Raw genomic sequence first — 22687 nt, 5'->3', positions numbered from 1 at the left:
GGCCCGAACCTGCGAGATTCGCGGATTCGGACCCCTTTCAGTGAGTCCAGAGAGAAGCTCTCAGAAGTCCCAGTCGTCGTCTTCCGTGGCCTCGGCCTTGCCGATGACGTAGGACGAACCCGAACCACTGAAGAAGTCGTGGTTCTCGTCGGCGTTCGGTGAGAGCGCCGACAGGATCGCCGGGTTCACGTTCGTGACGGTCGAGGGGAACATCGCTTCGTAGCCGAGGTTCATCAGCGCCTTGTTGGCGTTGTAGTGCAGGAACTTCTTGACGTCTTCGGTCAGGCCGACACCGTCGTAGAGGTCCTGCGTGTACTGCACCTCGTTGTCGTAGAGCTCGAACAGCAGGTTGAAGGTGTAGTCCTTCAGCTCCTGACGACGCTCTTCGGTCTCGTTCTCGAGACCCTTCTGGAACTTGTAGCCGATGTAGTACCCGTGCACGGCCTCGTCACGGATGATGAGGCGGATCAGGTCGGCCGTGTTCGTCAGCTTCGCCTTCGACGACCAGTAGATCGGCAGGTAGAAGCCCGAGTAGAACAGGAACGACTCGAGAAGCGTCGAGGCGACCTTGCGCTTGAGCGGATCGTCACCCTGGTAGTAATCCATGATGATCTGAGCCTTCTTCTGAAGGTTCGGATTCTCGGTCGACCAGCGGAACGCCTCGTCGATCTCCTTCGTCGACGCGAGCGTCGAGAAGATCGAGGAGTAGCTCTTCGCGTGCACCGACTCCATGAACGCGATGTTCGTGTACACGGCCTCTTCGTGAGGGGTGATCGCGTCGGGGATCAGCGACACGGCGCCGACGGTGCCCTGGATCGTGTCGAGCAGCGTCAGACCGGTGAAGACGCGCATGGTGAGCAGCTGCTCGTCAGGCGTCAGCGTGTTCCACGACTGGATGTCGTTCGACAGCGGCACCTTCTCGGGCAGCCAGAAGTTGTTCACCAGACGGTTCCAGACCTCGAGGTCCTTGTCGTCGATGATGCGGTTCCAGTTGATCGCCTGAACGCTGTCGACCAGCTTGATCGGGGGGTGGGGAGTCATGATTCGTCGTTTCTCGATACCTGGGTCACTGAGCCTGTCGAAGTGTCAGAGCATGCACGAGACGCACTCGGTCATGTCGGTGCCCTCGAGCGCCAGCTGACGCAGACGGATGTAGTAGATCGTCTTGATGCCCTTGCGCCATGCGTAGATCTGAGCCTTGTTGATGTCACGCGTGGTGGCTGTGTCCTTGAAGAACAGCGTCAGCGACAGGCCCTGGTCGACGTGCTGGGTGGCGGCGGCGTAGGTGTCGATGACCTTCTCGTAGCCGATCTCGTATGCGTCCTGGTAGTACTCCAGGTTGTCGTTCGTCATGAACGGCGCCGGGTAGTAGACGCGGCCGAGCTTGCCTTCCTTGCGGATCTCGATCTTCGACGCGATCGGGTGGATCGACGACGTCGAGTTGTTGATGTACGAGATCGAGCCGGTCGGCGGCACCGCCTGCAGGTTCTGGTTGTAGATGCCGTGCTCCTGGATCGACGCCTTCAGCGCCACCCAGTCCTCCTGCGTCGGGATGTGCTTGCCCGCGAAGAGCTCGGTGACCTTCTCGGTCTCGGGCACCCAGGCGCGCTCGATGTACTTGTCGAAGAACTCCCCCGACGCGTACGTCGAGTCCTCGAAGCCGTCGAAGGCCTGCTTGCGCTCGATCGCGATGTTGTTCGAGGCGCGCAGCGCGTGGAACAGCACCGTGTAGAAGTAGATGTTCGTGAAGTCGATGCCCTCTTCGGAGCCGTAGTGCACGTGCTCGCGAGCGAGGAAGCCGTGCAGGTTCATCTGGCCGAGGCCGATGGCGTGCGAGCGGTCGTTGCCGTCTTCGATCGAACGGACCGAGCGGATGTGGCTCTGGTCGCTGACCGCGCTCAGCGCACGGATCGCGGTCTCGACGGTCTGGCCGAGGTCATCGGCATCCATCGACAGCGCGATGTTCATCGAGCCGAGGTTGCACGAGATGTCCTTGCCGATCTGGTCGTACGACAGATCGTCGTTGTACGTGGTCGGCGTGTTCACCTGCAGGATCTCGCTGCAGAGGTTCGACATGTTGATGCGGCCCTTGATCGGGTTGGCCTTGTTCACCGTGTCCTCGAACATGATGTACGGGTAGCCCGACTCGAACTGGATCTCGGCGATGGTCTGGAAGAACTCGCGCGCGTTGATCTTGGTCTTCTTGATGCGCGGGTTGTCGACCATCTCGCGGTACTTCTCGGTGACCGAGATGTCGCCGAAGGGAACGCCGTAGACCTTCTCGACGTCGTAGGGCGAGAAGAGGTACATGTCCTCGCCGTTCTTGGCGAGCTCGAACGTGATGTCGGGAACGACGACACCGAGCGACAGCGTCTTGATGCGGATCTTCTCGTCGGCGTTCTCACGCTTGGTGTCGAGGAAGCGCATGATGTCGGGGTGGTGCGCGTTGAGGTAGACCGCACCCGCACCCTGACGCGCACCGAGCTGGTTGGCGTAGCTGAAACTGTCTTCGAGGAGCTTCATCACGGGGATGATGCCCGACGACTGGTTCTCGATCTGCTTGATCGGTGCGCCGGCCTCGCGGATGTTCGACAGCAGCAGGGCCACGCCGCCGCCGCGCTTCGAGAGCTGCAGGGCGGAGTTGATGCCGCGGGCGATCGACTCCATGTTGTCTTCGATGCGCAGCAGGAAGCAGCTGACGAGCTCGCCACGCTGCGCCTTGCCCGAGTTGAGGAAGGTCGGGGTGGCGGGCTGGAAGCGTCCGGAGATGATCTCCTCGACCAGCGCGACAGCGAGCTTCTCGTCGCCGCCGGCGAGGCCGAGGGCGGTCATGACGACGCGGTCTTCGAAGCGCTCGAGGTAGCGCTTGCCGTCGAAGGTCTTCAGCGTGTAGCTCGTGTAGTACTTGAAGGCGCCGAGGAAGGTCTCGAAGCGGAACTTCTTTCCGTACGCGAGGTCGTTGAGCTCCTGGATGAACTCGAGCGAGTACTGCTCGATGACGGCCGGCTCGTAGTACTCCTTCTCGACGAGGTAGTCGAGACGCTCCTTGAGCGAGTGGAAGAACACGGTGTTCTGGTTGACGTGCTGCAGGAAGTACTCGCGTGCTGCCCGCTTGTCCGCGTCGAACTGGATCTTCCCGTTCGCGTCGTAGAGGTTCAGCATCGCGTTGAGGGCGTGATAATCGAGACCCTCGTAGCTCGGGTTCATCTTGAACGCCACCGTCTCGGTCACGGCGTCATGCTCTTCGACTGCAGTTCCCACTGTCTTTCCAATCCGTCGCTCACGCGATCAACATCGTCCTGTGTGCCGAAGATCTCGAGCCGATACAAGTGAGGCACGTGGCACTTGCGGCTGATGATGTCACCGGCGAGACAGAAGGACTCGCCGAAGTTGGTGTTGCCCGCCGAGATCACTCCGCGGATGTGGCGCCGGTTTCGCTCGTCGTTGAGGAACCGGACCACCTGCTTGGGCACGGCACCTTTTTCGACGCCCCGCCCCTCACCCCCGCCATAGGTGGGGGTGACCAGCACGAAGGGCTCGTCGACGACGAGTTCTTCTTCGTGCCGGAGGAGTGGGATGCGTCGGGCCGGAAGCCCGAGCTTCTCGACGAAGCGCGCGGTGTTACCCGAGGCGCTCGAGAAGTAGACCAGGAGCGGCGCGGCGGTCGCGACGGCGCTCATAGATCTCTCCTTGGGTTAGTGAGTTTGTCGAACTACTTGGGTCAGTGAGCTTGTCGAACTACGCCAGACGCGAGGCGAGCTCGTCGATCTTGTCGGGACGGAAGCCCGACCAGTGGTCGCCGTCGGTCACGACGACGGGCGCCTGCATGTAGCCGAGCGCCTTGACCTGCTCGAGCGCTGCCGGGTCCTCCGACAGGTCGTGGATCTCGTACTCGATACCCTTCGCGTCGAGCGCGCGGTAGGTCGCGTTGCACTGGACGCAGGACGGCTTCGTGTAGACCGTGATCGACATCTGATCCCCTCAAATCTGTGGTTTGTCCGGCAGAGCCTCGCCGGGATCTCAATACTACATATAGGTACGGACATTCGGAGTGACCACAAGGGCTAGTAGTTACATCCGTGTAGTTTTCCACCGCTCTCCACTGGTACAACACAGGTTCTCCACCGTTTCTTCCACAGGTGGGAGCCCCTGCGGAGGGGTCGCGAACCGCGAGAAATCGCGCCTCTCGAACGCCCGCCGAGAATCCATCCACAGGGGCGACCATATGCACCGCCTCGGACATTCGGATTCCTGTGGAAAGTCGTCGACGGCGTGTCGCGGCGTGTCGTGCCGACCACGCTTCGACGGGTGTCTGCGGCTCCCGGTAGCGTTGACCCGTGGCGGGATACGGTGACCTTCTTCGCACGCCCGGAGTGGCGCGCATGATCGCTGCACAGCTGACGGCTCGCTTCCCCAACGGGATGACCTCGCTGGCGATCCTTCTGCACGTCGAGCAGCAGACGGGCTCCTATGGGTCGGCAGGCCTCGTGCTCGCCGCGACCAGTGTGGGCCAGGCCGTCGCCGGTCCGATCACGAGCCGCTGGATGGGCGCCTGGGGCATGCGTCGAGTGCTCACCCTCACTCTGAGCGTCTGCGTCGTCGCCGTGCTCGGACTCGCCCTCCTCCCCCTGAACGTGCCCGGCTACATGGTGCTGGGCATGATCGCCGGTCTCTCGACGCCGCCCGTGCAGGCCGCTGTGCGCACCATCTACCCGAAACTCGTCAACTCGAAGCAGCTGACGCCCCTCTTCTCACTCGACGCATCGCTGCAGGAGATCATCTGGGTGCTCGCCCCCGTCGTGATCACTCTCGTGTCGACGCAGGTCGGCACGGCCGAGGGGCTGCTGCTCGTGGCGGTGGTGCTCGTCGGCGGTGGCGCGTGGTTCATCCTCTCGCCCGAGGTCGGCCGCGTGCGCATCCCGCGCAGTCGCAGCGCGCTCGGCAAGGTCGTGCTCAAGCCCCCGGTGCTGCTCGCCACCGTCATCGGTTTCCTGCTCATCGGCGCGTGCTCGGCCGTCGAGGTCGGCGTCGTCGCGACGTTCGAGCACGGCAGCCTCGCCGCCGGTCTCGTGCTCGCGGTGTTCGCGGTCGGAAGCCTCGCCGGCGGTCTCTCGTTCGGTCACATCCCGATCGGCCCGTGGGCGATGGCGCGTCGCCTCACCATCGTCACGGTGGGTCTCGCACTCACCATGTTCTCCCTCAACGAGTTCTGGCTCGGCGGCACGCTGATCGTCGCCGGCATCGGCATCGCCCCGGCACTCGCCGTGCTGTTCGCCATCACGACCGCGAGCGTCAAGTTCAGCGAGACCGCAGAAGCGTTCGGCTGGGCGGGCACCGGCCAGTTGATCGGCGCCGCCGCGGGCTCGGCGGTCGCCGGGTTCCTCGTCGACGCGACCGATCCGCGCGGCGCCTATCTGGCCGCCACACTCTTCGCCGCCGCCGGACTCGTCGTCTCCATCGTCTTCGTCCGCGCCTTCCCCGACCTGCGGCATCGCGACGCGAGCCCACACCCCGACACCGAACCCCTGGCGGTCACCCCCTCATGAGCTCTGCCCTCTCCCCCGCATCCGTCGACGCGACCACCGCCCCCGAGGTCGTCTGCGTCGGCGAGTCCATGGGACTCGTCACAGCACTCGGGGCCTCGCTCGCCGAGACCGAGACGGCAGCCCTGGGGCTCGCCGGCGCAGAGGGCAACGTCGCCGTCGGACTCGTCTCGGCAGGGCACCGGGCCGCCTGGGCGTCACGTCTGGGCGACGACCCGATCGGCGCACGCATATCGACCGAGCTCACCCGACGAGGCGTCGACCTGTGGGTGGCGACCGATGCGGACGCTCCGACCGGCGTCATGTTCAAGGACCCCGGCGTCGAGTCCTCCTCCGTCTACTACTACCGGCGCGGATCGGCCGCCTCGCTGATGGGACCGGGATTCCTCGACGCCGCGCAGCTCGCGGGCGTCCGCATCGTGCACACGACCGGCATCACCCCCGCGCTCTCACCGTCATGCCGCGCGATGGTCGACCAGCTGTTCGTCGACGCGCGCGCTGCCGGTGCCCTCGTCTCGTTCGACGTCAACGACCGCCGCGCGCTCTGGACCATGCAGGATGCGTCCGAGACGTTGACCCGCCTGGCGGATGCCGCCGACATCGCTTTCGTAGGGCGCGACGAAGCCGAGCGCATCTGGGGCACCGTGACCCCCGCCGAGATCCGCGCGCACCTCCCTCACTGTGCCCTCCTCGTCGTGAAGGACGGTGACATCGGGGCCACTGCCTTCCCTGGCGATCATGAGCCCGTCTTCGTGCCCGCTCCGCGGGTCGAGGTCGTCGAGCCTGTCGGGGCCGGCGATGCCTTCGCCGCCGGGTTCCTCGCCGCGACGCTCGAGGGCGACGAGCTGGCGGCACGACTCACCGCGGGCCACGCCGCAGCAGCACGTGTGCTGACCACGCACGGCGACATGCCGCCGCTGGCCTGAGCCCGAGGGCCCCACCCGCGCGCACCGGTCGTAGGCTTGCTGCATGCCTGCACCGCTCACGCTGCCTCGCATCTCCTGGGGCGATCCCGCATCGGCTCGCCGCGCCCTCCTCGTGCACGGACTCGGTTCCTCCGGCGCGCTCATGTGGCGTATCGGCGCCGCGCTGGCCGATGCCGGATGGCACGCGACCGCGATCGACCTGCGCGGCCACGGCGACGCTCCACGGTCTCTCGACTACTCGGTCGCCGCATACGGGGCCGACCTCGTCGCGACAGCGCCCGACAGCGGCGGACGCTGGGATGCCGTCGTCGGCCACTCTCTCGGCGGCGCTGCCAGCACAGCGGCCGCGGCATCCGCTCCCGAATGGACCCGTCGTCTCGTGCTGCTCGACCCGGCGATCCTCGTCGGAGGCCGCGACGCCGCGATCGTGCGCCGCAGTCAGGAGCGCGCGTTCGCCGACAACAGGGTCGAGCTGGTGCAACAGGAGCATCCGCACTGGCATCCGCAGGACTGGGAGCTGAAGGTCGACGCTGTGCACCGCACGAGCGCCTGGGCGGTCGAGGAGACGAGCCGGCAGAACACCCCGTGGGACGTCACTGCGGATGCCGCACGACTGACCGTCCCCACACACGTGATCGCCTCCGACCCCGCGGTCTACAGCATCTTCACCGGCACCGTCGCCGCCGACGTCCTCGCATCCAATCCCCTCATCACGATGTCGGTCGTCGAGGGCGCGGGACATTCGCTGCACCGCGACAAGCCGGAAGAGACGATACGACAGCTGACGGAGGCACTCGCGTGAGCACGTTCGACCCCACCGCATACCTTCCCGACGACCTGATCGAGCGCATCCGCGAACGCGCGCCGATCCACGACCGCGAGAACACGTTCCCCGAGCAGGACCTCGCAGAGCTGCGCGATGCGGGATACCTCTCGATCCTCGTGCCGACCGAGCGCGGGGGCGCGGGCCTCGGACTCGCCGAAGCGGCGATCCTGCAGCAGCGCCTCGCCACGGCTGCCCCGGCCACGGCCCTCGCGATCAACATGCACCTCGTCTGGACGGGCGTCGCCAAGGTCTTCTCCGATCGCGGAGTCACGGGCCTCGAGTTCGTGCAGGACGGCGCGGTCGCCGGCGAGGTCTTCGCATTCGGCATCAGCGAGGGCGGCAACGACCTCGTCCTGTTCGGCAGCGATACGGATGCCGTGCCCGCAGCCGACGGCGGCTACGCCTTCACCGGCACCAAGATCTTCACCTCCCTCGCTCCGGTATGGACGAAGCTCGGGCTGCACGGCCTCGACACCACGAGCGACGATGCCCCGAAGCTCGTCTTCGCCTTCGTCGAGCGCACCGACGCGGTCACGACCGGTGACGACTGGGACACCCTCGGCATGCGGGGCACGCAGAGCCGCACGACGCGGCTGAACGGTGCTGTCGCGGATGCCGCGCACGTGGTGCGCCGCATCGATCCCGGCCCCAACCCCGACCCGATCGTCTTCGGCATCTTCTCGGTCTTCGAGATCCTACTCGCCTCGGTCTACACCGGCATCGCGCGGCGGGCGCTCGACCTCGCGGTGCTCACCGCGCAGAAGCGCCGCTCGAAGAAGACGGGCACCGCCTACAGCCAGGACCCCGACATCCGCTGGCGCATCGCCGACATGGGACTGGCCTACGACGCACTGCCCCCGCAGATCGCCACGCTCGCGCGGGACGTCGACGAGAGGGTCGACAACGGCGCCCGCTGGTTCACCCTGCTCTCAGGGGTCAAGCACCGCGCCATCACGATGTCGAAGCATGTCGTCGATCAGGCGATGCTCGTGGCCGGCGGAGGGTCGTACTTCTCGTCGAACGAGCTCTCCCGTCTCTATCGCGATGTGCTCGCGGGCGCTTTCCACCCCTCCGACCCCGAGTCGGCGCACGCCACCGCGGCGAGCGCGTGGCTCGGGCCGCTCGACTCCTGAGGGTCCGCATTCTGCGGTTTCAGGCTTGAGGACACGCCGCTCCTGCGGAATCGGTTGAAGGATGGCCGTTCCGGTGCGAGGATCGCATCATGCCGTCCTCGAAGAAGCATCCCCCGTTGGATGATGTCGCCAAGACGATCATCGAGCTGCTCCAGGAGGACGGCCGACGCTCGTACTCCGATATCGGACGCGAGGTCGGTCTCAGCGAAGCCGCCGTGCGTCAGCGCGTGCAGCGCCTCACCGAATCCGGTGTGATGCAGATCGTCGCGGTCACCGACCCGATGCAGTTGGGTTTCCCCCGGCAGGCGATGATCGGCATCCGCGTCTCCGGTGACACCCGGGTCGTCGCCGAGGCCATCGCCGAGATCCCCGCGATCGACTACGTCGTGATCACGGTCGGATCCTTCGACATCCTCGCCGAGGTCGTCTGCGAAGACGACGAAGACCTCCTCGCGCTGATCAACGACAGCATCCGACCGATCGACGGGGTGCTGTCGACCGAGACCTTCATCTACGCCAAGCTGCAGAAGCAGCTCTACAACTGGGGGACCAGATGAGCACGCACCGCACGACACCGTCTGAGGCCGAACTCCAGTCGATGGCCAAGGATCACCTGTGGATGCACTTCACGCGGCAGTCCACGATGGAGAAGAGCGGCGTGCCGATCATCGTCAAGGGTGACGGCCACCGCATCTGGGACTCGAAGGGCAAGGAGTACTTCGACGGCCTCTCGGGCCTGTTCGTCGTCAACGCCGGGCACGGACGCCGTCGTCTCGCCGAGGCCGCAGCGAAGCAGGCATCCGAGCTCTCCTTCTTCCCGCTCTGGTCGTACGCGCACCCCGCAGCGATCGAACTCGCCGACCGACTGGCCGACGAGGCACCGGGAGACCTCAACCGCGTCTTCTTCTCGACCGGCGGCGGCGAGGCCGTCGAGACCGCGTTCAAACTCGCGAAGCACTACTGGAAGCTTCAGGGCAAGCCCACCAAGCACAAGGTCATCTCACGCTCGGTCGCCTATCACGGCACCCCGCAGGGCGCGCTCGCGATCACCGGCATCCCGGCGATGAAGTCGATGTTCGAGCCGGTCACCCCCGGCGGCTTCCGCGTGCCGAACACCAACTTCTACCGCGCGGCCGAGATGGGCGGCCCGAGCGACGACCTCGAGGCCTTCGGACGCTGGGCAGCCGACCGCATCGAAGAGATGATCCTGTTCGAGGGTGCGGACACCGTCGCCGCTGTCTTCCTCGAGCCGGTGCAGAACTCGGGCGGATGCTTCCCTCCCCCTCCCGGCTACTTCGCCCGCGTGCGTGAGATCTGCGACCGCCACGACGTGCTCCTCGTCTCCGACGAGGTCATCTGCGCGTTCGGCCGCCTGGGTCACACGTTCGCGTGCACAGGACTCGGCTACGTGCCCGACATGATCACGTGCGCCAAGGGCATGACGAGCGGCTACTCACCGATCGGCGCCACGATCATCAGCGACCGGATCTACGAGCCCTTCTCGAAGGGCGACGTGTCGTTCCCGCACGGCTACACGTTCGGCGGACATCCGGTGTCGGCCGCGGTCGCGCTCGAGAACCTCGCCATCTTCGATGAGGAAGCACTCAACGAGCACGTGCGCGAGAACTCGCCGCTGTTCCGTGCCGAGCTCGAGACTCTGCTCGACCTGCCCATCGTCGGCGACGTGCGAGGCGACGGCTACTTCTTCGGCATCGAGCTCGTGAAGGACAAGGCGACGCGTGAGACGTTCGACGACGACGAGTCCGAGCGGCTGCTGCGGGGCTTCCTCTCTCCCGCGCTGTTCGAGGCCGGGCTCTACTGCCGGGCGGACGACCGCGGCGATCCCGTGATCCAGCTCGCTCCGCCTCTCACGGTGGGCCCTGCCGAGTTCCGCGAGATCGGGCAGATCCTGCGGAGCGTCCTCACCGACGCCCAGTCGGTGCTCTAGTCGCTCCCCGCTTCGGGGGCCGACACACCAGACGTCGCACGCGCCGCGCACGCGCGTCCTGCACGTGGTGTGTCGGCCCCCGAAGTGTCGCGATGCCCGGCGACGGCTCAGGCGGATGCCGCGGTGCGCCGCCTCGCGAGCAGGGCTAGGTGGAGCGCCGCGATCGTCTCGCCGTCGTCGAGGTCGACGCCCAGCAGGTCGCCGATCAGCGTGAGGCGCTGGTAGAACACCGACCGCGACAGGTGGCTGGCCGCCGCTGCGGCCGAACGGTTGCCGGGGTGCGCGACGAGGGCCGCGAGCACATCGAGCAGGTCACCGCGGCGCTCCTGATCGTGGCGGATGAGCGGCGCCAGCATCCGTTCGCTGTGCTCGTGCAGTCGGTGGTCGTCTCGTAGCGTGGCGACGAGCCGCTCGAGGGGGCGGTCGTCGACCCGGCGCACTCGGGCGCCGGCCCCAGCGCGGTCGCTGTCGGCCAGATCCCGCGCCGCGCGCAGTGAGCCGAGCAGACCGATCACGTCGTCAGCGGCAGGCCCCACGAAGACCGCCCGATCGGGGCCGGCGATGCGCAACAGCACCTCGTCGGGCAGCCCGGCGGATGCGGGCACCGACAGCAGCGCCACATCGTCACCGTCGACGCGGGCAGCCATCACGGCGAATCCTGCCTGTCGCGCGCGGTAGGCGAGCTCGCTGATCGAGCCGCGGCCCCGCGCCACGATCCCGTGGCAGTGTCGGCCCCGGAGCGCGAAGCCTCCGGCGCGCAGACGGGCATCGATGTCCTCGGCTTTCGCGAAGCGCGCGCCGAGCAGGTCGTCGATCACTCCGCGCTGAGCGAGCAGCGACCATTCGGCGTCACCGCCGTCGGCGATGCATCCGAACGCGAGAGCCGTCGCGCCCTGCTCGAGCACCGTGACCCGACCGGCGGGATGCGCAGGGCCCGGTAGCGCGAGCAGTGTACCCCAGCGCACCCCGCGCGGCTGCACGGGCATCGCCTCAGCAGCGCTGCGATTCTCGAGCACCTCGGCGATCGACATCTCGAGGCCTTCGGTCGCGATCACCTCGCGCGCGAGGTTCTCGAGCACGACCGGGGCTCGAAGCGCACGAGCGGTCTCGGCGACCACGACGTCAGCCGGAGCACCCTGCAGGCTCAGCGCGGTGAAGAGCTCGTGCAGGTGCTGCCGTTCGCGCAGCGCCTGGGTCTGGGCCGCGATCAGCGCATGGTGGACCGCTTCGGTGACGGCGACGAACTTGACCTCGTGCGTCAGGGCGATGAGAGCGAGCCCCACGGTGGCGCAGACATCGACGACCGGCTGCGGAACGGCCTCGCGAGCCGTGCCGACCTCGAAGACGATGCCGGCGATGCCCGCCCTGTGCAGGCTCGACGCGAAGGAGCGCAGTTCGTCGTCGCCATCGGGCCACCCGGCCCCCGTCGTCAGCAGCAGCTCTCCGCCGTCGAGAAGTCGGGCGACCCCGACGCTGTCGGAGACGTGCACCCAGCGCACGGCGGCCCCGAGTGCGGCACCGCCGACGATCACGTCGGGTTCGCCCTGCTGCACCGCAGCCTCTGCGAGCACATCAGCCACCGTCAGGAAGACGGCGCCCGTCGGACGATCTGTCCGATCGCCCCCGATCTCGCTACGGTCTGACACCCGCTCGACTCCTTGTGCTCTGTGATCATGGGAGGAAGCCAGCGTATCGAACCCCGGTCAGAGTGTTCGATGCAGCATCGACAGCACGAAGGAGCCCCGTGGACATCGTCCGTCACCTCATCAATGGAGCAGAGACCGCCGACGCGGCACGCACGGGTCAGGTCTTCGACCCTGCCACGGGTCAGGTCACGAGGCAGGTCGCCTTCGCGTCGACCGCCGAGGTCGACCAGGCGATCGCCGCCGCGGCATCCGCTCTGCCCGCCTGGCGCGAGACGAGCCTCATCAAGCGCGCCGACGTGTTCTTCCGTCTGCGTCAGCTGCTCAAGGAGCGCACGCCCGAACTCGCCGCGATCGTCACCTCGGAGCATGGCAAGGTGCTCTCGGATGCCGCGGGCGAGGTCTCGCGCGGCATCGAGAACGTCGAATTCGCCGCCGGTCTCGTGCATCTGCTGAAGGGCGAGCGCAGCGAGCAGGTCTCTCGCGGGGTCGACGTGCACTCGGTCAAGCAGCCGGTCGGCGTCGTCGCGGCGATCACCCCGTTCAACTTCCCCGTGATGGTGCCCCTGTGGATGGTCGCCTCAGCGATCGCCTGCGGCAACACGGTCGTGCTCAAGCCGAGCGAGAAAGACCCTTCGGCTGCCGTCTGGATCGCGAAGCTCTTCCGGGAAGCAGGTCTTCCCGACGGCGTGCTCAACGTCGTGCACGGCGACAAGGAGGCCGTCGACGCTCTGCTCGAATCGCCGCGCGTGAACGCGATCAGCTTCGTCGGCTCAACCCCCATCGCCCGCTCGATCTACCAGCGCGCGGCGAACGCCGGCAAGCGCGTCCAGGCGCTCGGCGGCGCCAAGAACCACATGGTCGTGATGCCGGATGCCGACATCGACGCCGCAGCCGATGCCGCGATCTCTGCCGCCTACGGCTCGGCCGGCGAGCGCTGCATGGCTGTGTCGGTTCTGGTCGCCGTGGGCGACATCGCCGACGACCTGGTGGCCGCCATCGCCTCGCGCATCGACGGCCTCTCGATCGGTGCGGGCACGGATGCCGCGAGCGAGATGGGTCCGCTCATCACCCGCGAGCACCGCGACCGCGTCGCGTCGTACGTGACGGGCGCCGCCGCCGAGGGCGCGACGGTCGTGGTCGACGGCACGACGACGCAGTTCGACTCGGAGGGCTTCTTCATCGGAGTCAGCCTGATCGACCAGGTCGCCCCCGGCATGAAGGTGTACGACGACGAGATCTTCGGGCCGGTGCTCTCGGTCGTGCGGGTCGAGACGTATGCCGAGGCCGTCGAGCTCGTCAACGCGAACCCGTACGGCAACGGCACGGCGATCTTCACGCGAGACGGAGGCACCGCCCGCCAGTACGAGTTCGACATCGAGGTCGGCATGGTCGGCGTCAACGTGCCGATCCCCGTGCCGATCGGCGCCTACTCGTTCGGCGGCTGGAAGGACTCGCTGTTCGGCGACTCGCACATCTACGGCCCCGAGTCGGTGCACTTCTACACTCGGTCGAAGGTGGTCACCACTCGCTGGCCCGACCACACGCCCTCGCAGATCGACCTGGGCTTCCCGAGCAACCACTGAGACTCCGAGAGCTGAGACACGAGACATGACGAACTACACCGACCGGCATGGCGCATCCCACACGCTGCCTGCCCCCGAGGCCGAGGCGCAGGTGCGCGCGGACGACCGCGGCCACGTCTTCCACTCCTGGAGCGCCCAGGGCCTGATCGATCCGCTCCCCGTCGCCGCGGGCGAGGGCTCGACGTTCTGGGACTACGCCGGCAACGCCTACCTCGACTTCTCGAGCCAGCTGGTGAACCTGAACCTCGGGCACCAGCATCCCGATCTGGTCGCCGCGATCCAGCAGCAGGCCGGGCGCCTCTCGACGATCCAGCCCGCGATGGCGAACGACGTGCGGGGCGAGCTCGCCCGGCTCATCGTCGAGGTCGCGCCCGAGGGGTTCGAGAAGGTCTTCTTCACGAACGGCGGCGCCGAGGCCAACGAGTACGCGGTGCGCATGGCGCGTCAGTCGACAGGTCGGCACAAGGTGCTCTCGATGTACCGGAGCTATCACGGGTCGACCTCGACCGCGATCTCGCTGACGGGTGACCCGCGGCGCTGGGCCAACGGCACTCCCGACTCGGGAGCCGTGCGCTTCTTCGGCCCGTACCTCTACCGCTCGCCGTTCCACGCCGAGACCCCCGAACAGGAGTCCGAGCGCGCACTCGCCCACCTCGAGCAGACGATCCAGCTCGAGGGCCCGCAAACCATCGCCGCGATCATCATCGAGACCGTGGTCGGCACGAACGGCGTGCTCGTGCCGCCGCCCGGCTACCTGCAGGGCGTGCGCGAGCTGTGCGACCGCTACGGCATCATCTACATCGCCGACGAGGTCATGGTCGGCTTCGGCCGTCTCGGCGAGTGGTTCGGCTTCGACGCGTACGACGGTCGCCCCGACCTGATCACCTTCGCCAAGGGTGTGAACTCGGGCTACGTGCCGCTCGGCGGCGTCGTGATCTCCGAGCGCATCGCGAAGGCGTTCGACACCACGCCCTTCGCCGGCGGATTGACGTACTCGGGCCACCCGCTCGCGTGCGCCGCGGGTGTCGCGACCTTCGAGGTGTTCCGCCGCGACGGCATCCTCGAGCGTGTGCGCGATCTCGGCGAGCGCATCGTCGAGCCGACCCTGCGCCGCTGGGTCGACACGCACCCGAGCGTCGGCGAGGTGCGCGGACGCGGCCTCTTCTGGGCCGTCGAGCTCGTGCGCGACAAAGAGACACGCGAGCCGCTCGTGCCGTTCAACGCGAGCGGAGCGGATGCTGCGCCGGTCGCCGCCTTCGCCGCCGCCGCGAAGAAGGCCGGCGTCTGGCCGTTCACGCACTTCAACCGCATGCACGTCGCACCGCCGCTCGTGATCAGCGAAGACGACCTGGTGCGCGGTCTCACCGTGCTCGACGAGGCCCTGGCCGTCGCCGACGAGGCAGCTGGTGCCTGACCTCGCTAGGGACACATCGAGCCGCCGAGCGCGATCCGTCAGCGGAGCTTGATGAGCCCTGCATTCGTTGGCGCAAAACCACAGGCGTCGAAGTAAAAGCTCTTGAGATGGTCTTCGAAGTCGACGTGCAGCCACTCGCATCCTGCGGCTGCGGAGGATGCGCGCGCCACGTCGATCAGACGGACACCAACTCCGTGTCGCCGTGCGCGAATCGCGACGATGGTGTCTTCGACGAATGCGTGTACGAGACCGTCCCAGACGATGTTGACGAAGCCGACGAGTCCCTCATCGTCGCGGGCGGTGACCCAGCCGAGGCTCAGACGGCCGAGTCGGTCGCTCCAGTCGTCATCGACGAGTCGATGTTTGAACGCCTCTGCGTGCAGCGTGTTGACTTCGTGGTTGTGGAACGATCCGCGCCATTCATACCGGACTGGATCGAGATTCTGGAGTGCGCAAAGGTGGCTCCTTGGTGCGGAGGCCACGACAGGTGGCCTCTAGTGAGTGTGTCGGGAACGGCGAGACGTAGTCATCAGCTGCTCCCTTCGGCGACTCACAACGACCGTTGCTGCGGCCAAGAATACATGGCTCGTCAGATCAGGAATCCGCGCAGCAGCGCTTCGGAACCTGCGAGGTGATCGCGCATCGCGGCCTCGGCGACGTCGGGGCGTCCGGCGAGGATCGCCGTCACGATGCGCTCGTGCTGCTCGCCCGAGTGCTGGATGTTTCTCGGCATCAGCGGGAACGTGTCGAGCCACGCGTTGACGTCCGCCCTGTTCTCGGCGACGAGCGCGACGAGCGAGGGGATGCCGGCTGCCTCCGCGATCGCCAGGTGCAGCAGGGTGTCGAGTCGGCGGTACTCGTCGGGCCCGGCGGGCAGTGCGGCCTCGTGCCGCGCCCACAGGTCGGCGCGGGTCGCGGCATCCAGCGTCCGGCTCGCCGCCGCGCGCACCGCCCCGGTCTCGAGAACATGCCGCAGACCCAGGACATCGTCGATCTCGGCCGCGGTCACGGGACCGGCATCAGAGGGCTGCGGCAACGGATCGGCGACGAAGGTGCCGCCGTACCGACCGCGCTTGGGCACGAGATACCCGGTGTCGGCGAGCTCGCGGATCGCCTCGCGCACGGTGTCGCGGCTGACCCCGAAGGATGCTGCGAGCTCGCGCTCCGGGGGCAGCGACTCCCCCGGCGCGACGACGCCGAGGCGGATGGTCTGCACGAGGCGAGCGACCGCATCTTCGAGGGCGTTGCCTCGGCGCAGAGGCCGGTAGACGGCCCGACGCACCGCGACAAGATCGCCGTCGGATGGGTGCTCACTCATGCTTCTCAGCCTGTCACAGCGACATGATCCCGCTTCACAGCGGGGTGACGTAGGCGTTGGTGATGCCGCCGTCGACGACGAAGGCACTGGCGGTGATGAACGACGAGTCATCCGAGGCGAGGAAGGCCACGGCGGCGGCGAGCTCCGACGGCTCCGCGAAACGTCCCATCGGCACGTGCACGAGTCGGCGCTGTGCGCGCTCGGGATCCTTGGCGAACAGCTCCTGCAGCAGCGGGGTGTTGACGGGCCCCGGGCACAGCGCGTTCACGCGCACTCCCTGTCGCGCGAACTGCACACCGAGCTCGCGCGACATCGCGAGCACCCCGCCCTTCGACGCGGTGTAGCTGATCTGCGAGGTCGCCGACCCCAGCAGGGCGACGAAGGATGCGGTGTTGATGATCGACCCTCGACCCGCCGGCACCATGTGGCGAAGCGCCGCTCGGCTGCAGAGGTACACGCTCTTGAGGTTGACGTCTTGCACGCGATCCCAGGCCGGCAGCTCGGTCGTCTCGATCGAATCGTCGTCGGCGGGCGAGATGCCCGCGTTGTTGAAGGCGATGTCGATACGGCCGAACTCCGCGGCGACCCCGTCGAAGAGCGCGTTGACCTTGGTCTCGTCGGCGACGTCGACCGGGCGGAACGCACCGCCGATCTCGGCTGCGGCTTTCTCGCCCGTGGCGGGGTCGACGTCGGCGATGACGACGAAGGCGCCCTCGGCGGCGAAGCGCTGGGCGGTGGCGAAGCCGATGCCGCTGGCTCCTCCGGTGATGATGGCGACGCGGTCCTTGAGGCGCTGGGTCAGATCGATGCTCATGTGTGTTCTCCGTTGCAGTGGATGTGGGGCCGGGTCGCGATCAGGCGTCGTCGGTCGCGAAGAAGACGTTCTTGGTCTCGGTGAAGTGCTCGGCGGCGTCGGGGCCGAGTTCACGCCCGAGGCCCGAGGCCTTCATTCCGCCGAACGGCGTCGCGTAGCGCACCGACGAGTGCGAGTTCACCGAGAGCACCCCGCTCTGCACGCCGCGCGAGACGCGCACGGCGCGGCCGAGGTTCTCGGTCCAGATCGAGCCGGCGAGCCCGTAGGCGGTGTCGTTCGCGAGCCGGATCGCATCGGCCTCGTCATCGAACGGCATGACCGCGACGACCGGGCCGAAGACCTCCTGCTGCGCGATCCGGTCAGAGGGGTCTGCGAGCACCACGGCGGGAGCGAACCAGAATCCATCGCCCTCGGGTGCGCTGCCCCGGAACGCGATGTTCGCGTCGTCGAGGAACCCCGACACCGTGTCGCGGTGCGCGGCCGAGATGAGCGGCCCCATGTCGGTGTCGGCGCTCGATGGGTCGCCCACCCGCCATGCTTTGACCGCCGGCTCGAGCAGTTCGAGGAACCGGTCGTACACCGAGCGCTGCACGAGCAGTCGGCTGCGAGCGCAGCAGTCCTGCCCGGCATTGTCGAACACCGACCCCGGAACCGCCGCGACCGCCTTCTCGAGATCGGCGTCCGCGAAGACGATGTTGGCGCTCTTGCCGCCGAGCTCGAGGGTGACCGGCTTGAGCGCGCGGGCGCATCCGGCGGCGACCTCGATGCCGACCTCGGTCGACCCGGTGAACACCACCTTGCGGACATCCGGATGCTCGACGAGCCGCTGCCCGACGACCGAACCCGATCCGGTGACGACCTCGAAGAGTCCTTCGGGGAGGCCCGCCTCGAGGGCAAGCTCACCGAGCCGGATCGCCGTGAGAGGCGTGAGCTCGGCCGGCTTCAACACCACCGCGTTGCCGGCGGCGAGCGCCGGCGCGAACGCCCACGCGGCGATCGTCATGGGGAAGTTCCACGGCACGATGACCCCGACCACACCGTACGGGTCGTGGAAGGTGACATCGAGTCCGCCCGCCACGGGGATCTGCCGACCCGACAGCCGCTCAGGATCGGCCGAGTAGTAGTTGAGCACCTGGGCGACATGACCGGCCTCCCATCGGGCGGAGCCGATCGGATGCCCCGAGTTCAGCACCTCGAGCTGCGCGAGCTCTTCCGCCGCGGCCTCGACCGTGCGCGCGAACGCACGCAGCGCATCGGCCCGAGCGACCGGGGCGAGCGCCGCCCACCGGCGCTGCGCCGCAACGGCGCGGGCGATCGCGGCATCCGTCTCTCCGATGTCGGCGCGCGCGATCTCGCGGATCGCCGCACCGGTCGACGGGTTGATGACTGTGAACGCGCTCATCGGGCGTCCTCCTTCCGCCGCGCGGCGAACGCACGGGCCTGTGAGACGAGATCTGCGAAGAGCCGCCGATCCTCGGCGTTCTCCTCCGGGTGCCATTGGACGCCGACGATGTGACCGGCCGACGTGTCGACGAAGGCCTGCACGAGACCGTCGGCGGAGTGCGCCGCGGCCACGAGTCCGTCGCCGAGACGGTCGACACCCTGGTGGTGATAGCTGTGCACGCGCATCCCGGTCTCGCCGATGATCTCGGCGAGTGGGGTGTCGGTCGACACCTCGACGTCGTTCTCGGCGAAGACTCCCCCGCCGATGCGGTACTTCTCCGTGCCGAGCGATTCGGGCAGATGCTGCTGCAGGGTGCCGCCGCGTGCGACGTTCACGAGCTGCAGACCACGGCAGATCGCGAGCACCGGGATGCCTCGGCGCTCCGCAGCCTGGAACAGGGCGAGCTCCCACTCATCCCGGTCGACGCGGGCGGGGTCGGTGAGCGGATGCCGGTCCTCGCCGTACAGCTCGGGCGCGACGTCGGCGCCGCCGGAGAGCACGAGACCGTGCATGCCCGAGATCGCTGCGTCCGCGGCATCCGGATCCTGGGGCGGAAGCAGAAGCGCGACGCCGCCGGAGGAGGTCACGCTCGTGAGGTACTGCTCGGGCAGGAACGCCGCGCGGACATCCCACACTCCCTGCTGAGCCCGCTCGAGGTAGGTCGTGACGCCGATCAGCGGCGCGGGGTCAGAGGCGCTCGAAGCCACGGATGCGCTCCCAGTCGGTGACGGCCGCGTCGTAGGCTTCGACCTCGATGCGGGCCTGGTTCAGGTAGTGCTCGACCACGTCGTCGCCGAACGCCGCCCGCGCGATGGTCGATTCGCTGAACAGCTTCGCTGCTTCGCGAAGAGTCGTGGGCAGGTGGTCGACACCCGCCTCATAGGCGTTGCCGGTGAAGCGCTCGGGCAGCGGCAGCTCGTTCTCGATGCCGTACAGGCCACCGGCGATGATCGCCGAGATCGCCAGGTACGGGTTCACGTCTCCCCCGGGTACACGGTTCTCGACGCGCAGTCCCGATCCCGACCCGACCACGCGCAGCGCGCACGTGCGGTTGTCGATGCCCCAGGCGACACCCGTCGGGGCGAAGCTGCCCTTCGCGAAGCGCTTGTAGGAGTTGATGTTGGGCGCGAGCAGCAGGGTGAAATCGCGGAGCGTGGCGAGGATGCCGGCGATCCAGTGCCCCATCACCGGGCTGAAGCCGTGCTCGCCGTCGCCCGCCATGACGGGAGCGCCCGAGTCGTCGCGCAGCGAGAGGTGGATGTGGCAGCTGTTGCCCTCGCGCTCATTGAACTTGGCCATGAAGGTGAGCGCCTGGCCGTGCTGCTCGGCGATCTCCTTCGCACCGTTCTTGTAGATCGCGTGCTGGTCGGCGGTCTCGCGCACCTCGGCATAGCGGAACGCGATCTCCTGCTGGCCGAAGTTGCACTCGCCCTTGACCCCCTCGCAGTAGAGCCCTGCGCCGTCCATGCTGTTGCGGATGTCTCGCAGCAGCGGCTCCATGCGCGTGGAGGCGAGCAGGTTGTAGTCGACGTTGTAGTCCGTCGCGGGCGTCAGCCCCTCGTACTTGCGCGCCCAGGCGTCGCGGTAGGTGTTGTCGAAGACGATGAACTCGAGCTCGGTGCCCGAATACGCGGTCCAGCCGCGTTCGGCGAGACGGTCGCGCTGCCGGTCGAGGATCGCACGGGGCGACGGGCCGACGGGCTCGCCGTTCTGCCAGACGAGATCCGACATGACCAGCACCGTGCCGTCGATCCAGGGGATGTTGCGCAGCGTCTCGACGTCAGGCTTGAGCACCATGTCGCCGTAGCCTCGGTCCCACCCCGACATCGCGTAGCCGTCGACCGTGTTCATGTCGACGTCGACCGAGAGCAGGTAGTCGCAGGCCTCGGCGCCGTGAGCCAGGATGTCCTCCTGGAACAGCCGTGCCGACACGCGTTTGCCGACCAGTCGCCCCTGCGCATCCGCGAAGGCCACGATCACCGTGTCGATCTCGCCGGCGGCGATGCCGGCATCCAGCTGTTCGATGCTCAGGTTGCCCGACATCTGACGCTCCGTTCTCGTGCGGTGAAGCGATCGGCCGACCGGCTTCGCCCTCAGAGTAGATCACCTTCGCGTTTAAAGGTAGACGAAACCACCATTGACTGTCACAATCATCCGCAAGGTGCACCCGGCGCCTGCACGCATGCGAACGGAGAGCGGATGTCCCAGCAGAGCAATGAATCCCGCAAGGTCGCCGGAGCGACCTATACACGCGCCGGGAGTGACTATTTCGAGAAACGCACGCTGAAGAGATCGGCCGGAGTCTGGGGCCTGTGGGGACTCGCGGTCGCCGCGGTGATCTCGGGCGACTTCTCGGGCTGGAACTTCGGCATCGAGTTCGCGGGCTTCGGTGGGATGCTCATCGCCTTCGCGATCCTCGTCGCCATGTACTACGGCATGATCTTCGCGATCGGGGAGATGGCGGCCGCGATGCCGCACACCGGAGGCGCGTACTCGTTCGCCCGCTCGGCCATGGGCCCGTGGGGCGGCCTCGTCACCGGAGCCGCCGAGACCATCGAGTACGTCGCGACCACGGCGGTGATCGTCTACTTCTCGGCGTCGTATGCCAACGGCATCACGAGTGAGCTGCTGGGCCTCGAGCTGCCCGGATGGGTCTGGTATCTCATCCTCTACGTCGTCTTCATCGCCCTGAACTCCGCGGGAGCTGCGATCTCGTTCCGCTTCGCGATCGTCGTCTCGGTGATCTCGATCGGCATCATCCTGGTGTTCTCCGCCATGGCGCTGTTCTCGGGCGCGTTCTCCTGGGATGCCCTGTGGGACATCGTCCCCGACGAGGGCCAGTCGACCTTCCTCCCCCACGGCGTCCTGCCGATCCTGTTCGCGCTGCCGTTCGCGATGTGGTTCTTCCTCGGCATCGAAGAGCTGCCGCTCGCCGCCGAGGAGTCGCACAACCCGACCCGTGACATCCCCAAGGCGGGCTTCTGGGCTCGCGGCACCTTGATCGTCACCGGACTCCTGGTGCTGTTTCTCAACACCGGCGTGCTCGGCGCCGATGCGACAGGTGAGGCGGGCGAGCCCCTGCTCGACGGCTTCCGCGCGATCGTCGGTGACCAGCTCGCCGCCGTGCTCGCGCTGTTCGCGCTCATCGGCCTGCTCGCGTCGCTCCAGGGCATCATGTTCGCCTACGGACGCAACATGTACTCGCTCTCCCGCGCCGGGTACTACCCGCGCTTCCTCTCGCTCACCGGCAAGCGCCAGACGCCCTGGGTCGCCCTCACGGTGGGTGCAGCCATCGGCTTCATCGCCCTCATCGTCCTCGACGTGCTCACCGCTGTCGACTCCGAGGGCGCGGGTACGGTCGCCGGCGCGATCGTGCTGAACATCGCGGTCTGGGGCGCAGTCGTCGCATACGGCCTGCAGCTCGTGTCGTTCATCATCCTGCGCAAGAAGTTCCCAAACGTCGACCGCCCGTACGTCAGCCCATGGGGCATCCCCGGTGCCGTCATCGCGCTGGTGATCGCCGCTCTGATCTTCGTGGGCTTCCTGCTGAACCCGACGTTCGGTCCGGCCATCATCGCGATCGCGATCGTCTACGCGATCATCCTGCTCGGCTTCGGCCTCTTCTTCCGGCACCGTCTCGTGCTCTCCCCCGAGGAGGAGTACGCGCTGTCGGGCGGATCGCACGGCGACCCGCAGGCCGAGGGATACGACGCCATGGAGGGCGAGGTCTTCGGCGGCGGACGCTGACCGGGGCGGAGGAGCGCGGCTCTACTTGCGGTCGAAGTCGAAAGCTTTGAGGAGTTCGTCGACGGCCTTGTCACGCTCCTCCCCGCCCTCTTCGAACATGTGAGTCACGTGCGTGCGCAGATGATTCTCGAGCAACAGGCGGTTCAGCGACTCCAGTGAACGCTGGATCGCGCGGGACTGCGTGATGATGTCCATGCAGTACTCCTCGTTCTCGATCATCCGCGCGACCCCACGCATCTGACCCTCGAGGATGCTGGTGCGATGCAGGGCGCGCTTCTTGATGTCTTCGATCACGCTTCGAGGGTACTCCTGTCCTGCGACGGTGGTGCTCGCCGACCTCCGGGG

The 22687-nt window shown here is 67.4% G+C and carries 21 protein-coding genes; 9 read left to right on the top strand and 12 right to left on the bottom strand.

Annotation, left to right across the window (positions count from 1 at the left end):
• Positions 1 to 60: 60 nt before the first annotated feature.
• From nrdF to nrdH, 4 genes are read right to left on the bottom strand one after another with little or no spacing between them, the layout of a single operon-like run.
• Positions 61 to 1041 (bottom strand): class 1b ribonucleoside-diphosphate reductase subunit beta, encoded by a 981-nt coding sequence (nrdF, locus tag ACZZZN_RS03080; RefSeq protein ID WP_463503757.1) that lies wholly within the window; start codon positions 1039 to 1041, stop codon positions 61 to 63.
• A 45-nt stretch (positions 1042 to 1086) separates the two neighbouring features.
• A complete protein-coding gene (gene nrdE, locus ACZZZN_RS03075; protein WP_463506537.1) occupies positions 1087 to 3207 on the bottom strand; it encodes a class 1b ribonucleoside-diphosphate reductase subunit alpha in 2121 nt (706 codons plus the stop codon).
• A gap of 20 nt (positions 3208 to 3227) precedes the next feature.
• Positions 3228 to 3680 (bottom strand): class Ib ribonucleoside-diphosphate reductase assembly flavoprotein NrdI, encoded by a 453-nt coding sequence (gene nrdI / locus ACZZZN_RS03070; protein ID WP_463503756.1) that lies wholly within the window; start codon positions 3678 to 3680, stop codon positions 3228 to 3230.
• 58 nt (positions 3681 to 3738) lie between these two features.
• On the bottom strand, positions 3739 to 3972 hold the full coding sequence (nrdH, locus tag ACZZZN_RS03065; RefSeq protein ID WP_201470361.1) for a glutaredoxin-like protein NrdH: 234 nt from the start codon (positions 3970 to 3972) through the stop codon (positions 3739 to 3741).
• 365 nt (positions 3973 to 4337) lie between these two features.
• Between nrdH and ACZZZN_RS03060 the strand changes: the two genes are divergently transcribed.
• From ACZZZN_RS03060 to ACZZZN_RS03035, 6 genes are all read left to right on the top strand, one after another.
• The gene (locus ACZZZN_RS03060; protein ID WP_463503755.1) at positions 4338 to 5546 is read left to right on the top strand and encodes an MFS transporter; all 1209 of its coding nucleotides are present in this window, start codon (positions 4338 to 4340) and stop codon (positions 5544 to 5546) included.
• Entirely contained in the window at positions 5543 to 6469 is a 927-nt protein-coding gene (locus tag ACZZZN_RS03055) for a sugar kinase (RefSeq protein ID WP_463503754.1), read from the top strand. Before ACZZZN_RS03060 ends, ACZZZN_RS03055 begins: the two co-directional genes overlap by 4 nt.
• A gap of 43 nt (positions 6470 to 6512) precedes the next feature.
• On the top strand, positions 6513 to 7271 hold the full coding sequence (locus ACZZZN_RS03050) for an alpha/beta fold hydrolase (RefSeq protein WP_463503753.1): 759 nt from the start codon (positions 6513 to 6515) through the stop codon (positions 7269 to 7271).
• Positions 7268 to 8428: an acyl-CoA dehydrogenase family protein gene (locus tag ACZZZN_RS03045; RefSeq protein WP_463503752.1), complete on the top strand. Its 1161-nt coding sequence runs from the start codon at positions 7268 to 7270 to the stop codon at positions 8426 to 8428. The genes ACZZZN_RS03050 and ACZZZN_RS03045 overlap by 4 nt, the downstream gene beginning before the upstream one ends.
• 89 nt (positions 8429 to 8517) lie before the next feature.
• The gene (locus ACZZZN_RS03040; protein ID WP_215171845.1) at positions 8518 to 8985 is read left to right on the top strand and encodes an Lrp/AsnC family transcriptional regulator; all 468 of its coding nucleotides are present in this window, start codon (positions 8518 to 8520) and stop codon (positions 8983 to 8985) included.
• Positions 8982 to 10376 (top strand): aspartate aminotransferase family protein, encoded by a 1395-nt coding sequence (locus ACZZZN_RS03035; RefSeq protein WP_463503751.1) that lies wholly within the window; start codon positions 8982 to 8984, stop codon positions 10374 to 10376. The genes ACZZZN_RS03040 and ACZZZN_RS03035 overlap by 4 nt, the downstream gene beginning before the upstream one ends.
• Positions 10377 to 10483: 107 nt before the next feature.
• On the opposite strand, the gene ACZZZN_RS03030 is transcribed toward ACZZZN_RS03035, so the two are convergent.
• Positions 10484 to 12022 (bottom strand): PucR family transcriptional regulator, encoded by a 1539-nt coding sequence (locus ACZZZN_RS03030; protein ID WP_463503750.1) that lies wholly within the window; start codon positions 12020 to 12022, stop codon positions 10484 to 10486.
• Positions 12023 to 12120: 98 nt separating this feature from the next.
• Between ACZZZN_RS03030 and ACZZZN_RS03025 the strand changes: the two genes are divergently transcribed.
• Both ACZZZN_RS03025 and ACZZZN_RS03020 read left to right on the top strand, forming a co-directional pair.
• Entirely contained in the window at positions 12121 to 13605 is a 1485-nt protein-coding gene (locus ACZZZN_RS03025) for a CoA-acylating methylmalonate-semialdehyde dehydrogenase (protein WP_463503749.1), read from the top strand.
• A gap of 25 nt (positions 13606 to 13630) precedes the next feature.
• On the top strand, positions 13631 to 15019 hold the full coding sequence (locus ACZZZN_RS03020; protein ID WP_463503748.1) for an aminotransferase class III-fold pyridoxal phosphate-dependent enzyme: 1389 nt from the start codon (positions 13631 to 13633) through the stop codon (positions 15017 to 15019).
• A gap of 38 nt (positions 15020 to 15057) precedes the next feature.
• Here ACZZZN_RS03020 and ACZZZN_RS03015 read toward each other — a convergent pair whose 3' ends face one another.
• The 6 genes from ACZZZN_RS03015 to ACZZZN_RS02990 all read right to left on the bottom strand — a co-directional run bounded on the left by ACZZZN_RS03015 (position 15058) and on the right by ACZZZN_RS02990 (position 20638).
• The gene (locus ACZZZN_RS03015) at positions 15058 to 15501 is read right to left on the bottom strand and encodes a GNAT family N-acetyltransferase (RefSeq protein WP_463503747.1); all 444 of its coding nucleotides are present in this window, start codon (positions 15499 to 15501) and stop codon (positions 15058 to 15060) included.
• A 107-nt stretch (positions 15502 to 15608) separates the two neighbouring features.
• Complete coding sequence (locus ACZZZN_RS03010) at positions 15609 to 16337, bottom strand: FadR/GntR family transcriptional regulator (RefSeq protein ID WP_463503746.1); 729 nt, start codon at positions 16335 to 16337, stop codon at positions 15609 to 15611.
• Between the two features lie 34 nt (positions 16338 to 16371).
• Positions 16372 to 17151: a 3-oxoacyl-ACP reductase gene (locus ACZZZN_RS03005; RefSeq protein WP_463503745.1), complete on the bottom strand. Its 780-nt coding sequence runs from the start codon at positions 17149 to 17151 to the stop codon at positions 16372 to 16374.
• Between the two features lie 40 nt (positions 17152 to 17191).
• Positions 17192 to 18553, bottom strand: a complete 1362-nt coding sequence (locus ACZZZN_RS03000; RefSeq protein WP_463503744.1) for an aldehyde dehydrogenase family protein — start codon at positions 18551 to 18553, stop codon at positions 17192 to 17194.
• Positions 18550 to 19302, bottom strand: coding sequence for a gamma-glutamyl-gamma-aminobutyrate hydrolase family protein (locus ACZZZN_RS02995; protein ID WP_463503743.1), 753 nt, complete (start codon positions 19300 to 19302; stop codon positions 18550 to 18552). The genes ACZZZN_RS03000 and ACZZZN_RS02995 overlap by 4 nt, the downstream gene beginning before the upstream one ends.
• A complete protein-coding gene (locus ACZZZN_RS02990) occupies positions 19283 to 20638 on the bottom strand; it encodes a glutamine synthetase family protein (RefSeq protein ID WP_463503742.1) in 1356 nt (451 codons plus the stop codon). The genes ACZZZN_RS02995 and ACZZZN_RS02990 overlap by 20 nt, the downstream gene beginning before the upstream one ends.
• A 156-nt stretch (positions 20639 to 20794) precedes the next feature.
• Between ACZZZN_RS02990 and ACZZZN_RS02985 the strand changes: the two genes are divergently transcribed.
• Positions 20795 to 22342, top strand: a complete 1548-nt coding sequence (locus ACZZZN_RS02985) for an amino acid permease (protein WP_463503741.1) — start codon at positions 20795 to 20797, stop codon at positions 22340 to 22342.
• A 21-nt stretch (positions 22343 to 22363) separates the two neighbouring features.
• Here ACZZZN_RS02985 and ACZZZN_RS02980 read toward each other — a convergent pair whose 3' ends face one another.
• Entirely contained in the window at positions 22364 to 22636 is a 273-nt protein-coding gene (locus ACZZZN_RS02980) for a metal-sensitive transcriptional regulator (RefSeq protein WP_194763659.1), read from the bottom strand.
• Between the last annotated feature and the right edge of the window lie 51 nt (positions 22637 to 22687).

The sequence above is a fragment of the Microbacterium sp. AC145 genome (genome assembly GCF_979258505.1).
Note: the sequence above shows the minus strand (reverse complement) of the source record. Positions and strands in the feature narration are given on the sequence as shown.